A 13,633-nucleotide genomic window follows, 5' to 3' on the forward strand; every position below is an offset into this window, starting at 1 on the left:
TCTTAAAGTTCAAGTTGTTTTATAATTTTTGGAGGCAGTTTTGCCTTAACCAATCCATAGGATTGGTTGATAAACTGTTCCCATTTTGATTTGTTCATTTTGGAAATGTCATCGATAAAAACCCATTTGTATTTGGCCACATAAGGCGCAGGCTTAAATCCGGGCCAATTCGAAACTTCCTCGAATTCCTCATCGGTAACCTTAAACGAAGCTGAAGTTGGGTCTTCATCTAAACCAACCACACAAAACATTTTTCCGCCAATTGAAAATACCAGGTCATGTCCCCATTTTACGTCTTGGGTGACCTTAGGCAGCGATTGGCATATAGCCGTGATGTCTTCTATATTCATTAAATCATTTTTGTTAATTCATCCTCAAGCCTGTCGAAGTTTTCTTCATTCTTATCTACCACAAAAGGACGCAGTTTGTTCGACTCTTCGGCAGTATCAAAAACCATCCTGAAAACAATTTTGGTTTTATCATTTGCTATTTCCTCAAACGTAGCCGCTATTTTGAAAAGTGGTTTGGAATAGCGCTTCCAGGCAATGAGATTTGGTTTTTGAATGGATACGAATTCCACTTCGTTTTGATAATTTCCCTTGTCTGGTCCATGCATCACAAATTTCCATCTTCCGCCTTCGCGAAAGTCAAATTCCTCGAAAGTATTGGTAAAACCATTTGGTCCCCACCAATTTTTTAAATGATCGGGTTCAGACCAGGCTGCAAAAACCAGCGCTACCGGAAAGTTGATAGTCCTTGTGCTTACAATTTCACAATCGGGTGTGGTTGGAAAGATTGGTGTTGTCATTTTTGAAGTTTAAAGGCTTTGCCCAAAAGTTAGTAAATTATTATCGGGATCAAGTAATGAAAATTCGCGTTGTCCCCAAGATTTGTCTTCCAAATATCCATTGGGATGAACGCTAACTTTATTGTCCAAAAAAGACTGATACAATCCGTCGATATTATCAGTCCGGATGTAAACCTGCCCGTAATTCTCATTTGGATCTAAATCCTTAAACTCAAAAAAGTGGATCTGGACATTGTCTTTTTCAACCATTAAATATCCATCATAATCGGCATCACCAAAGTTGCGGAATCCAAGTTTGTTAAGATAATAATCCTTTGTTGCTTTTTTGTCACGCATTGGCAGTTTCGGATTTATGGTTGTGAGCATGGTTTCGTATGGTTTAATTTTCGAGGATATTTTTCAAAGTGGCCAAACTGGTGTCCATGTCTTTGGCAAGCATTTTTTCAATCATTGGCAGCATGATGTTTATTGGATATTTCATTGTGCTGGCATTGCTCCAGGTTAATTTGGTTTGTGTGTCAGATTCCGATTCGATAACCATATCTGCATAGGCAATTGAAGGGAAAGGCCTGACGAAGCGGATTTCAGTTTCAATTTTTTTACCTTCAAGGATGTTTATGATTTCCTGTTCGCCTTCCCCCGATTTTTTTCCGTTCCAGGCATAAATGAATCCAACCGTTCCATCTGTGCCGGAAAATTCTTTTTTTGTCATTGGGTCAGCCATAACCCATTTGTTGAAATTATCCTGGTTTTTAAGTAATTTGACATAATCGAATACCTTTTGGCGTGAAGCATTGATGCTAACGTTTCGACTGATGTGATATTGCTTTCGGGATAAAACAGCACCGATAAAAACCAATGCTACGAGGACTGCCAGAATGATAAAAATGGTGTACATTTTGGTTGTTTTTAAGTTAGTTTCCCAAAGATAGTTATTTTATTTATTGAGTTTTTTAATATCGCTAAGTCGTGATGTCATTTGTCTTTGGGGTTTTCTTTCAGGTATTTTTTTAAAATGGCCAATGTGTGCTGTAGTGACTTTTTACTGCTCCAGTCCTGATGTCCCGGTATTACAAATTTGGGATTTTGGCATTTTGCCTGGACTTTTTTTATCGATTTTATCCAATCCTCAATATTGGCGTCGGATAAATTGCCAGGACTGTTGGTTTCGGTGCTTTTAATAAAACAACCGCCATACAATACCTTTTCTTTTTCAAACCAAATAACAATATTGTCAGGAGCATGGCCTTTGCCGGGATAAAAGGTTTCAAAATGATATTGCCCGATATTGAAAACAGTATCCTTCTGAATCAAATATTCAGCTCTTGGCTGGTTCTTTACTTTGGACAATTCATCCGTTTGCTTGGTTGTGTAGGTTTTGATTCCTTTTTGCCTGTAGTATTCCAATCCCGCAGTCCTGTCATCGTGAAAATGGGTAGCGATGCACATTATGACTTTTTGATGATGCCTGGCCTGTATGGTGTCCAAAAGCGGCTGGAATTGGGTTTTGTCCCAAGGAGAGTCAAACAACACAACTCCTTCAGAAGTGACGAGGTACATGCCATTAGCAGGATATAAACTTCCGTTGCCTGGATCGCCATAAGTAGTGTAAATGTAAAAGTCCCTCGTGAGTTCCGAAATCTCGAGCTTAGGTTTTTCCGGTTGCCCGAAAGCCGTCATAGAGATTAAAAGACTTATTGCAAAAAGAACCTTGTACAAATTTATCCGTCTGAAACAAATCATTCCCTGATAATTTTCCTGCTTACGGTTCCAAATTCGGTGTCAATTTTTAAAATGTAAATCCCAGAAGATAAATCGGCAATATTGAGGACTTCAAAATTAGCATTGATGGTTTTGATATTTTGGCCAAGTGAATTGACGATTTGGATTTTAGAAATTGCCAATTGCCCCGAATCCAAATAAACTACAGAGCTTGCAGGATTGGGATGTATTGAAACCTTTGCTAAATCAAATTCTGAATTTTTTAATGGAAAATTTTGGAATACAGCCTGGCCAAAAATTGGATTGTTCATTGTTAAAACCAATCCAATGCCTTCAGATGTAATTTGATACCAACCTCCGGATTGCATAAAACTAAAGTAACCCGATTCAAAGAAATCCTGGTTTTGAGAGCTGCAGGATGCTGTAGAATTTGAAAATGAATTCGTCTGCCAGAATGAGTCAGTTGTTGCACTGGCAAAAGAACCGCTGAATGAATTGCACGCGCCCTGACCGTTATAGCTGAGGTCACTGGAAATGATTAAGGTAGGGCTTATCTGTGGTTGGAATTGCGAGACCGTATAAGGGGTAGACAAATCACTACTTTGAATAAACCGCAAATACCAGTTTTGGAACAAAGCAGGATTTGGGTTTTGTGAAAAACAGTTTAAACAGCAAAATAGCGATAGTAATAGTATTGAATTTTTCATCTCCTGTTGGTTTAAGTTATGTTATTTCAGTTTTTCAAGCTGGCCTTTCCTTTTGACAATATTTTTATAATCCCATTGAATTTCCCTCGATTTTTTAAGCCAGTTTTTCAAATCGTTGGTGTTAATTTCAGAAACATCATTAAAGAAAATTGAGGCATCCTTAAATTTTCCACCGCTTACCTTGAGGCTTTCTTCACCAAAATCTGCTCCGCTCCAAAACATCAGCCGCAATCCGGCTTTTTGCCTGCTATAGCCAACAATTGGATTTCCATCTAAAAACCATACGGGATGTGCGTGCCAGACTTTGCTTTCCGCTTCCTGCAATTCGTGGTCGATGATAACTGCAAGCTCGTCGCAGATTTTTTTATCATCTGGGTTTTGCCTGCTGTTGTATTCTTTAATTTCTGGATTCATAATTTTGGACAATGCTTTTATCAAAGATAATGATTTTTCTTTTTCAAACTTTATGTATATGCCTGATAAAGTGTTGCTTATTGATTAATTGTTGCCAAATGGTTCTTCGTAAGTATAACTGACTTTTGCCTCTGTAATTTCCTCAGCCAGAGTTCCGTTTGTGAATGTTCCTGAAAAAGTAGCATAAAAACAGGTAGTGCGATTGATTTCAACATTACTCTGGATTTGTGGCTGCGTGATTTCCGCATCCAAAGAATACCCGGCAGTATGATGGAAGTATATAATTTTTTCAATTACATTCTGGCCCGTTTTTTTGTAGCGCAGGATTAATGAAACTGCCTGTTCTGAGAATGGGTCGCTGTTGCCTCTGTGGAAATCGAGCTGCAATCGGTGTCCGTTGCCTTCCAAATCGATGCTTCGTCCAATGGGTTCGAAGGTTTGCAGTTCTCCGTTGACTTTCATGGTTATGCTGGTAGGCTGGCAGTCTTGAGAATCACTACTCGAACAAGCCGTGATGAGGGATGCAATTGTTAAGGCTAAAATGATAATTTTCTTTTTCACTTCTTTTTTTAGAGGTCGTTGTTTGGTTAAAGATAAGTTATTTCGCATTAAGTCCGCAAGATCTTTTCCATCTTACGGCCTTTAGCCAGTTCATCTATTAATTTGTCCAGATACCTTGCCTGTTGTGTCAGTGGATGTTCAATTTCTTCCACGCGATAGCCACAGATTACGCCAGTTATGAGATGCGCATTAGGGTTTATAACAGCTTTATGAAAAAACTCCTGAAAGGTTACTTTCGCTTCAATGAGTTGTTGCACTTTCATTTTATCGTAACCCGTCAGCCATTCAATTACCTGATGCAGTTCTGCTATGGTTCTGCCTTTTTTTTCAACTTTTACAACATAATGAGGATATACCGATGCAAATGTCATTTTAGCGATTCGCTCATCGTGATGGCTCGTACTTTTCATATCCGCTTTACTCTTTTTTATTTGTTGCATCAACACCATAACGGATTGCTTCTTCGAGTACATCGATGTTTATATCCTTTAGGGTTTTAAATTTAATGCAATATCCGGTTACGCTGGCTTTACCTATTTTTTCTCCAAAAGTGTTGGCTAAGTATTTTTTATCCTCGAGACCTAAAATATAGACTGAAATCCCAGTGCTGTTCGCACTCAAGCCAATCTGATAAAACTCCCTGCTTGTTCCATCGGCATATTTTATGGTGTAAAGGCCATATCCGATATTGGGATTGGAAACAATTTTCCCTTCGGCGTTTGTACCATCCAGGAACCATAATTTACTTCCGGGAAGTGTTTGAAGTATGCGCTGGTGCAATTCCTGCATTTCGTTTTGTTTCGATTGAGGCAGGCTGGCGATATACGTTGCGATTTGTTCGTTTACGTCCATTCTTAATTTGTTTTTTTAAAATTAATGAATATTTCGTAAACCTATTATTTTTTGGATAAAGTTGCCAATAAATTATCAAGTTGGTCAATCGTTGCCTTAAAGCCTTCAGTGAAGCCCATTTCAATCATCTTTTCCATACGGGCAAGAGATTCATTGTAAATAGTAATATTAACTGTTGTCTTTCCGTTCTCTTCACTGAAATTGTAATCCCATTCAGAGCCAGGCAATTGAGGCTTTTCATCCTGGTCTGCAAAAGCATTGAACATTTTAAAATTGGTTTTTGGGTTGATGGAAGTGTATTCCTGGATGATCCAGCCTTCCTGTCCATCCGGACTTACCATTGCATAAAGCCTTTTTCCGCCTACTTCAAAATTCATATATTTTGTCCTTGCCTTGTATGGCGCTGGTGCATTCCATTGGTCAAGGATTTCCGGTTTGGTAAAAGCGTCCCATACGAGTGAAAGTTCGGCAGCAAACTCTCTTTTTATAAATACCTTTTTTGCGGCTTTGTCAACGGTAAACTCAAATTGCAGATTATTTGTCATTTTTTTTGTTTTTTAAGTGTTTCTAATATTTCATCTAGTTGATTAAACTGTGTTTCCCAAATTTTCCTGAACTGTTCCAGCCAATTATCAATCTCCTTCATTTTTTCAATCTGAAGTGAATAATGGATTTCCCGACCTTGTTGCTCCTGTTTGACCAAATCACATTCTGTCAAAATCCTGATATGGTTTGAAACACCCTGTCTTGACATGTCAAAATATTCAGCCAATGCGTTAGGTGTCATTGACTGTACAACCAATAATCCCAAAATGGACCTTCTGGTTGGATCGGCTATGGCTTGGTATATATCTCTTCTCATTTTAATATGCAAGTATTCGTTTGCAAATATATACGCAAACAATCACTTGCGCAAATTTATTTGCAATTATTTTTTGCAATGCTAAAATTTAGTGAAATTTAACTGGGAGATCAGCCTGTGAAAATAGGGTAGAGGAGTTACTGCGAATGGGTTAATGTGAAAATACTGAAATCAGAACTTTCATTTTCCAATGATTTGATAAAATTGAATTTCTTCAAAAGATTGGTCGAACTTTGGTTCTCATTATGCGTAAATGCTACTATTTTTTTAAACTGCAATGTCTGGAAAACATAGTCAATAACTGCAGCAGCAGCTTCTTTCATAATCCCTTGCCCTTGGAATTTCGGCATAAGTTCATAGCCAATTTCGCAACTGTTTTTTTCTTCTGAAAAATCAAATAAACAAATAGTTCCAACAAATGTTTTGGCATTTGCCAAGGTGATTACCCAATAAATAGCGTTATTGTTTTTTATGTTATCATTAATCTTGTTGATGAAGTTTAACGCATCTTCAATTGTTTTGCTTGGCTGCCTCTCGAGATATTTGTTTATTTCCGGGTCAGAACGTAAAGCCAAAATGTTTTGACGGTCGTCAACTGACAACTGCCTAAGGGTTAGTCTTTCAGTTGTCAAAATTGGGAAAGGTGTAAAATTTCTACTCGCCATTTTATTATGTATTTCGGGAAATTGTTGTTCTTTCCGCTAAGATAAATATTTAAAACTTTCCGGAACGAAAAACCTAATACTCAGCAACCTTTATTTTTGCTAAAGTCACGTTTAAAAAGCATCTTATTGTTTTGCTCAATATAGTCGCCCGATAAAATCAAATAAGGATGATTAGGCGAATAGCCTGCACTACGGCTTCTTACAATTATTTTGTCGTTAACTTTCAGGTTTTTTAATGGCTCAAAATCCTTTGGGATAAATTGCATCATGTATTCTTCGCCATTAATACTGACTATAAGCCATTTTGGTCCTGATTCCGCGTTTGTACGCTTAAAAGTTGTAGAGGTTACGACAGCTTCCATTTCGCTGAAATCCTTTAGGGACTTTCTTATTTTATCATGGCTGGCTTTCACTTTTTTACCTTCTGCAGAAACCTTCCATTCTTGGTACTTTATACCATCAGCAGAGGCTTCCCATTTTTTCCTCTCTGCATCTCTTTCAGCAAAGGTCAACAGCTTGGTTGATGGTTTAGTTTCACGATTAACAAAAAATATTAGTCCGCTTACCACAACCAGTGACAAGATCAGCACATAGATGATTTTTTTCATATTCTTTCAAATTGGTTGAACGAATTTAGCGTACTATTTTCAGAATGAGTGATTTGGATTGTAAATAAAAATGTAAATTTTGTAAATAAATCGTAAATGGTATTTACAGGAGGATGGCAAGCTGGTAAAAATCCTTTTTACTCTTTAGTAAATTTTAGTGTTGTTCCGTTTGCAAACTTTAATAAATACAGCCCATTAGTTAAATCACGGACATCAATTTTTTCATTATCAGAAATGCTGCCTTCTTCAATTTTATCTCCTAAAAGATTATAAATTGTATAACCCAAAATTTCAGAGAGATTCGAAAGATGAATATATTCAGTAGTTGGATTTGGATAAATTTTAATATGGCGCTCTGCCATGTTTTCATCAGTATTTAATGAATTGTCAGGACTAAGCCTGCAGATTAGCGTGGTTTTGTCTGCAATATCTGTTGTAGCGGTATAGCCTACAGCAATGATTTTGTCATCATTTTGAATATCGATTTCCCAACCGCCATTTAGTTGTGAGTTATTCGTATTCGTTAAAAAAACGCCATTATTCCCAAAACTTAAATCTAAATTTCCGGTTTCAGTCAATCGGGTAATATTTAAGTAAGACTGCATGTAGGGATAGGGGTATGCCGAGCCACCCAAACCTAAAATTTTACCATCTTGCTGCACTTTTATTGCATAAAAATTATCGTTAGCGTTAAATATTGTATTCAAGATTACTATTCCGTTTGTCCCGAAAGCAGTATCTAAAGTTCCGTTTGAATTGTATTTTACAACTACAGGTTTTGTACCACCAAAACCGCCTGTTCCACCTGAGTATTCGGCACTTCCACAAGTTACAATCTGGCCGTTGTTGAGAATTTCAAAATCCCTAAAAATGGCATATCCGGGTGATGTTCCTATTGCTGTCATATTCATGCCATTAGTACCAAAAGTATTGTCAGGATTTCCATTTTCATCGAATTTGCAAACAACAGCATTCCTGTAATTGCCCCAATGGAAAGAGGAAGTTCCAATAGTTATGAACTTATTGTCGGGAAGTATTTTTATTCCAAGGCAATAATCATAATCATAACCCGTAATATCATTTAACATTGTTCCGTTAATTCCAAATGAAGCATCGATATTTCCATTTTCCAGGAATTTAGAAAATGAATAGACACAAGTGTTCCCATTTTGAAATCCGGTTGCAATTATTATTTTTCCATCGTTTTGAATTCCAATTTTTCCATTTACACTAACATTTGCAATTCCGTTTGAGCCAAATGAACTATCGTAGTTTCCATTTTCAAATAACCTCATTAACATTGGTCTTCCATTAATGAACCCCGATATTAAAATTTTACCATCAGGCTGCTTTACCATATCACTAATGGAAGATATTCCGTTGCTGCCGTTCGGAATTGTTATAAATCCATTATTTCCAAATGTTAAGTCTAAATTTCCGTCAGAGGTATGTTTAGAAATAAAGGCGCTACGATTGATTGCTCCATTCGGATTTTCATCTGTATTTCCGGAAACCATAAACGAATTATCAGAAAATGTCAGGATGAAATAACCTCTTACATTTTTATTTGAAATTGCTATTGTTTTTAATCCATTACTTCCAAAACTGTTGTCCAAAACTCCATTTTGTGCAATGCTGTTTTGAAGGAAAAAGTAAAAAATAACAAATAAAAATTTTGGTTTCATATTTTACTGTTGTTAAAATCGCAGGACGTCCCGCAACTTGGCTAAACCGCTTATACAGGCTGACCTAATTTACTCAGAAAATGGAGTAAAACTTATTCCATCAAACCTGCTCAATCCGACATTCCTCGTTCCAAACCAAAGTTTTCCGGAAGTATCTTCGACGATACAAAAAACCCCGTTGTGGGTAAAAGAAAATTAGCAGTCCGGCAACCTGGATTAACGTTTTCATTTGGATCTCAATTTGGTAAAGTGCCCATACTTTACGTAGTAATGGCAAGTTAGTAAAAAAAGCGATTGAAATTATAGGGTTCAGCGTATTTCCAGGCAGGGCAAAACCAGCTATGGCGTGAAACCGCTGTTAGTGGCAGGTTTAAATATTTTTAAATGTGTCGATCAGTAGTTTAAGTTTGTCGTTTTCACAAAAATTGCCTTCTAGAAATTCTGATTCGATATATACGCTTTCGATTTTGTCACCACGCTTTATCATAAAATGATATCCTTTACGTAAGCCATCAACACATTTTTTTACATAACAACATTCGATGAATTTATGAATTAATTCCTCGGTTAAAGAGTTTTTTATAATTTCTATCTCCTGTACTTTTTTAGAAATATCAACTCTTTTATAACTTTTATGGGTTTCTAATTTAAATTCTGTTTTACCCAAAAAAATGAGGGATGATTTCCTTTCTTTAAAATTGTTATCGGGATATTCATAATACTCCATTGAAATTCCTTCGGGCCAATTATTTTGATTTCTTGGCATTTTTTGACACCATGTATTTTGTACAAGAAGTAATAGAATGATTGAGTATATGCTTTTCATTATTTTGAGTTGTAAAGTAGGTTAACCTGCCACTAACGTTCAGTCGCTTGGCGTAGTAGCGGTAAATTTAGGAAAAATATTCTGCGTAATGAAGGATTTCTGGAAACCGTTAGGTTTCCGGCGGAGCACTTACGAGCTATTGCACGAGCGGGAAAATAATCGTTGAATAATTCTTGCCTGTTCGTCATTTAGCAACAAAAAATATTTATTCTGTAATTACTAATTTTTGACTCCCGATACTTTTATTATCCTGCATTAAATGAGCAAAATACAATCCGTTTGGTAAATTATCTCGGGAAAATGTAATCTGTTGCCCATTGATATTGTTTATGGCTTTGACTAATTGCCCGATGGAATTGTAAACTGACAAACTCGCATTTTCAAAAGAAACATCGCTTTGAAAAGTGGTTTGAGAGGAAAAAGGATTAGGGGCAACCGAAATAGTTACGGTTTGATTTTCAAAGGTAGTTGTCGCTAATGAGGCGTTGTTGTAGCGAACAACCCCGAAATAATTATTGAGTCTTCCTGCGGCAACAATTTTCCCATCGTTTTGTAGTGCTAAAGCATATAGACCTGTATATGCAGCAAAATCATAAATGGTATTAACGATACCATCTGAATCAAACGAAGTATCTAAACTACCATCTATATTGTATCTCACGATAGTCAAAACATTACCGTTTAAACTATTACTAAATCCTGCAACTAAAATTTTTCCATCACCCTGTAGTATGGTAGAATACAAACCATTCGAAGATGTTCCAATGAGAGTTGTTACTTTCCCATCACTATCAAATGTGGTATCTAAACTTCCATCGCTATTGAATCGTGCTATGGCAAAAATTTTACCCCCATTTTGCGCTAAAGAGGAATTTCCTCCTATAACTAATTTTCCATCGTTTTGTAGTGCCAATGACGTTGCTTCATCGCTAAATGCTCCAAAACTTGCAGTAAGCATCCCATCATTATCAAAAGAGGTATCCAGGCTGCCATCGGTGTTATATCTCAAAGCTGCAAAACGACTGATATTAGTAGCCTGTAGGTTACTAAGTCCTGCAACTACAATTTTCCCATCATTTTGTATAGCAACAGCATTCGCAGTATCACTTGTAGCCCCGGCAGTGCCAAAATAAGTAGCAACTTTACCATTGGTACCAAAAGTAGTGTCTAAACTTCCATCGGTGTTGTATCTGATGGTAGCAAAACTTAGGAAACCGGAACCATCTCTTCCATCGCCAGCCAATACAATCTTACCATCGCTTTGTAGCGCTAAAGAGTAAGCGTGGCAATCTCCACCGCTAAAATTTGTAGTAACCTTTCCATCGGTATCAAATGTAGTGTCTAAACTGCCATTGGTAGTATATCTGACTAAGGCAAACTTGACAGTAGAACCACTAAAATTTACGCCTCCAACTAGAATTTTTCCATCACTTTGGATGGCAATAGATTTTGGAAAATCATTTCCAAAATCGGTAATTACTTTTCCATTAGTACCAAAAGAGGTATCTAAACTTCCATTGCCATTGTATCGCACCACCCCAAAATCGTAATTAAAGCCATTATAACTTTTCCCTGCCACTACAATTTTTCCATCGTTTTGGATAGCTATGGGATAGGCATTTCCAGCCAAATTTAGAAAATCAACCGCTCCAACAATAGTAGTTACAACCCCTCCAGTTCCAAAACTTGTGTCTAAAGAGCCGTCTTGCGCTATAGTAGTAAAGGGTAATAAAAAAAGAACTGACAACAGAAATGTAGTTTTTAGTTTCATAATTTCTTCAGGTTTTAATTTAGCACAATGTTGTTTAAAATGGCTTATAATTTACCGCGGCTTGGCGTAGTAGCGGTAAATTTAAGAAAAATATTCTGCGTGAAGAAGATTTCGGGAAACCGTTAGGTTTCCGGCAGAGCACATAATTGATATGGCGCAAAACCGTTGTTGTACGACGTTTACGTTTTTAAACTATTTTTTTATAACTTTCTCAAGTTGCTCTATTTTCAAATCTCTTTTTTCCAGTTCTTTTAGAGCTTTTTCAAGATTCTGAACTGTCTTATTGCTTTCATTTGTAATTTTTTTTAATGCTTCTTGTAAATCTTCATTATTCTTTTTTAAAGATTGAATTTGGGTCACTAACTTTTCTTTCTCAGTTTCACAATTTGTTGTTTGACTTGAAGAATTTATATATCCATGTTCAATACTTACAAACTCTCCATTGGTATATAACTTGTAATAGGAATTGTTTTTGTAATCTGTCCAATAATCTTCATATTCTTGAACAGACATACTGTTTAAAAGCTTGGTATAACTATCAATTGCCTTTAAAGGTGCAGAGTAAACTACAAAAGCACAGATTTTAGTTTCATTGTCTATTTTGTATAATATGACTTCTGAAATCTTTTCTCCATCATGTATGATTACACTTTTATAATATAGATTGATATAATTTTCGTCAGCTTCACGCTTCCAATATTTTCCTTGTAGTTTAATAACTTCTGCTTCTTTTAAGCCTAATTGTGCAAAAGAAATATTTGCTATGAAAAGAAAAACAATGATAGTTCTCATGATACGTGGTTTTGTAAATGTCGTACAACGTTCCGCCGCTTGGCGTCAGTAGCGGTAAATCTAAGAAAAATATTTTGCGTGGTGAAGGATTTGGGGAAACCGTTAGGTTTCCGGCGGAGCACTTAGTAGCAATGGCGCAAAACCGCTGTTATAGGCAGTGCTTAGTTCTTTAACACTACAATCTTTTTTACTCCAGTTCCGAAATGAGCTGGACATAATTTTCCAGCAGTTAAAGCTTCTACTAATGCTCTAATTCTAGCATCTTGGATTTCAATGTAACGAAATTTACAAGTTCCTCTTAATGACATATTACGAGGTTTTAAATATTCTCTGTAAAAAACTCCTGCTTTCGTAATATGATTATATAACCTTTGGTTAAGTCCATCTTTTCCATAAGGAGTCATTCCGACATGAAGTATTTCATCACTTGAACTATAAATAATATAAACGCCATGCTTATTAGTGAGATTAACTTTCCCTTTTTCAGGGAAGATGTGTAATTTTGATTTGCAAAGCTTATTGTATAATTCTAAAACAACTTTTGGTTCATTTGTTTCCATGGTACTTATTTCTTCGGCATTGTTAAATGAAGATAAGTTTTAAATTGAATTCGACTAACGTTTGTTAAACTAGTTGTATTTTCTCCATTTGCACCAGCACTAAAAACATTTGCAATGGAAATCTTTCCGCCAGCTCCAGTTTTTTCACCTTCATTTGAAGTGACTGCAACATCAAAACTAATTTCTTTGCCACTTGAATCACTAATTCCACTCCCAAAATTGTTTTCACTTACGTATTTGTGTCCTTCAACTAGACCGTCAGTAATTTGAATTATGGTTTGCTTTATAAATTCGTTTAATTCCATAATAATATTTAGTGTTTGATTATTTTTAAATGCAATTTTACGCAATCGTGCTAGCATTGCCTATAACGTTCCGCGGCTTTGCGTAGTGGCGGAACTTTAATAATTATTCGAAAGATAAGCAAAATTTGAATTAGCAGATTATTTTCCAAGAAAGATAAACTAGCCATTGCGCAAAACCGCTGTTAGCGGCTGGCTGGCTTTTTTGTATTTGACTATTTACGCTTCGTATAATCGTCAGAATTTCTCAAAAAATCTTCAGCGTTTTTCTTTTTTACTTTATTTGAGATCACCACAATTATTGTTGAAACAACAATGAATAATATAAGACCATAAATATTACCATAAGTATTTCCGACATAAATGCATATATAAACAATGATATACATTATTGCTACAATTTTCAGCACACCAATCAAGGCTTTTCCTAAAAGTTCTAAAATAAGCTTTCCCATTTTAAAAATCATTACATTTTTTCCGCAATCTGTGTTAAGCTTG

General features: G+C 36.1%; 21 protein-coding genes and 1 pseudogene. All 22 read right to left on the reverse strand.

What is annotated here, in order from left to right; translation table 11 throughout:
* Positions 1-2 precede the first annotated feature (2 nt).
* Entirely contained in the window at positions 3-350 is a 348-nt protein-coding gene (locus tag L1S31_RS14080; RefSeq protein ID WP_236465410.1) for an MmcQ/YjbR family DNA-binding protein, read from the reverse strand.
* Positions 350-808 (reverse strand): SRPBCC family protein, encoded by a 459-nt coding sequence (locus tag L1S31_RS14085; RefSeq protein ID WP_236465411.1) that lies wholly within the window; start codon positions 806-808, stop codon positions 350-352. The genes L1S31_RS14080 and L1S31_RS14085 overlap by 1 nt, the downstream gene beginning before the upstream one ends.
* A 9-nt stretch (positions 809-817) precedes the next feature.
* On the reverse strand, positions 818-1,174 hold the full coding sequence (locus L1S31_RS14090) for a bleomycin resistance protein (protein WP_236465413.1): 357 nt from the start codon (positions 1,172-1,174) through the stop codon (positions 818-820).
* Between the two features lie 13 nt (positions 1,175-1,187).
* A complete protein-coding gene (locus L1S31_RS14095) occupies positions 1,188-1,706 on the reverse strand; it encodes an SRPBCC family protein (protein WP_236465414.1) in 519 nt (172 codons plus the stop codon).
* A 77-nt stretch (positions 1,707-1,783) separates the two neighbouring features.
* Positions 1,784-2,527: a BlaB/IND/MUS family subclass B1 metallo-beta-lactamase gene (bla, locus tag L1S31_RS14100; RefSeq protein WP_370637883.1), complete on the reverse strand. Its 744-nt coding sequence runs from the start codon at positions 2,525-2,527 to the stop codon at positions 1,784-1,786.
* 20 nt (positions 2,528-2,547) lie between these two features.
* Entirely contained in the window at positions 2,548-3,237 is a 690-nt protein-coding gene (locus L1S31_RS14105) for a T9SS type A sorting domain-containing protein (RefSeq protein ID WP_236465417.1), read from the reverse strand.
* A gap of 21 nt (positions 3,238-3,258) precedes the next feature.
* Positions 3,259-3,651, reverse strand: coding sequence for a DUF1801 domain-containing protein (locus L1S31_RS14110; RefSeq protein WP_236465419.1), 393 nt, complete (start codon positions 3,649-3,651; stop codon positions 3,259-3,261).
* 84 nt (positions 3,652-3,735) lie between these two features.
* Complete coding sequence (locus L1S31_RS14115) at positions 3,736-4,212, reverse strand: hypothetical protein (RefSeq protein WP_236465420.1); 477 nt, start codon at positions 4,210-4,212, stop codon at positions 3,736-3,738.
* A 47-nt stretch (positions 4,213-4,259) separates the two neighbouring features.
* Positions 4,260-4,622: a DUF2200 domain-containing protein gene (locus tag L1S31_RS14120; protein WP_236465421.1), complete on the reverse strand. Its 363-nt coding sequence runs from the start codon at positions 4,620-4,622 to the stop codon at positions 4,260-4,262.
* 7 nt (positions 4,623-4,629) lie between these two features.
* Positions 4,630-5,064: a DUF1801 domain-containing protein gene (locus tag L1S31_RS14125; protein ID WP_236465422.1), complete on the reverse strand. Its 435-nt coding sequence runs from the start codon at positions 5,062-5,064 to the stop codon at positions 4,630-4,632.
* Positions 5,065-5,108: 44 nt separating this feature from the next.
* Positions 5,109-5,609, reverse strand: coding sequence for an SRPBCC family protein (locus L1S31_RS14130; protein ID WP_236465423.1), 501 nt, complete (start codon positions 5,607-5,609; stop codon positions 5,109-5,111).
* Complete coding sequence (locus L1S31_RS14135; protein WP_236465424.1) at positions 5,606-5,926, reverse strand: ArsR/SmtB family transcription factor; 321 nt, start codon at positions 5,924-5,926, stop codon at positions 5,606-5,608. Before L1S31_RS14135 ends, L1S31_RS14130 begins: the two co-directional genes overlap by 4 nt.
* A gap of 137 nt (positions 5,927-6,063) precedes the next feature.
* Positions 6,064-6,591 carry a GNAT family N-acetyltransferase gene (locus L1S31_RS14140; RefSeq protein WP_236465425.1) on the reverse strand — a complete coding sequence of 176 codons (528 nt, stop codon included), beginning with the start codon at positions 6,589-6,591 and terminating at the stop codon, positions 6,064-6,066.
* Positions 6,592-6,671: 80 nt separating this feature from the next.
* On the reverse strand, positions 6,672-7,199 hold the full coding sequence (locus L1S31_RS14145) for a hypothetical protein (protein ID WP_236465426.1): 528 nt from the start codon (positions 7,197-7,199) through the stop codon (positions 6,672-6,674).
* A gap of 137 nt (positions 7,200-7,336) precedes the next feature.
* On the reverse strand, positions 7,337-8,884 hold the full coding sequence (locus L1S31_RS14150; RefSeq protein WP_236465427.1) for a T9SS type A sorting domain-containing protein: 1,548 nt from the start codon (positions 8,882-8,884) through the stop codon (positions 7,337-7,339).
* Positions 8,885-8,953: 69 nt separating this feature from the next.
* Positions 8,954-9,067 (reverse strand): annotated as a pseudogene (locus L1S31_RS14950) (two-component regulator propeller domain-containing protein); the annotation flags it as partial.
* 187 nt (positions 9,068-9,254) lie between these two features.
* Complete coding sequence (locus L1S31_RS14155; protein ID WP_236465429.1) at positions 9,255-9,650, reverse strand: hypothetical protein; 396 nt, start codon at positions 9,648-9,650, stop codon at positions 9,255-9,257.
* Between the two features lie 265 nt (positions 9,651-9,915).
* Complete coding sequence (locus L1S31_RS14160) at positions 9,916-11,481, reverse strand: T9SS type A sorting domain-containing protein (protein ID WP_236465430.1); 1,566 nt, start codon at positions 11,479-11,481, stop codon at positions 9,916-9,918.
* 192 nt (positions 11,482-11,673) lie between these two features.
* The gene (locus L1S31_RS14165; protein ID WP_236465431.1) at positions 11,674-12,273 is read right to left on the reverse strand and encodes a hypothetical protein; all 600 of its coding nucleotides are present in this window, start codon (positions 12,271-12,273) and stop codon (positions 11,674-11,676) included.
* Between the two features lie 161 nt (positions 12,274-12,434).
* Positions 12,435-12,833, reverse strand: coding sequence for a hypothetical protein (locus tag L1S31_RS14170; RefSeq protein ID WP_236465433.1), 399 nt, complete (start codon positions 12,831-12,833; stop codon positions 12,435-12,437).
* A gap of 5 nt (positions 12,834-12,838) precedes the next feature.
* Entirely contained in the window at positions 12,839-13,138 is a 300-nt protein-coding gene (locus tag L1S31_RS14175; RefSeq protein ID WP_236465434.1) for a hypothetical protein, read from the reverse strand.
* A gap of 212 nt (positions 13,139-13,350) precedes the next feature.
* Positions 13,351-13,633, reverse strand: a 283-nt coding sequence (locus L1S31_RS14180) for a hypothetical protein (protein ID WP_236465435.1), incomplete at its 5' end; no start/stop codon positions are given.

This window comes from Flavobacterium wongokense, from assembly GCF_021608265.1.
GTDB lineage: Bacteria > Bacteroidota > Bacteroidia > Flavobacteriales > Flavobacteriaceae > Flavobacterium > Flavobacterium wongokense.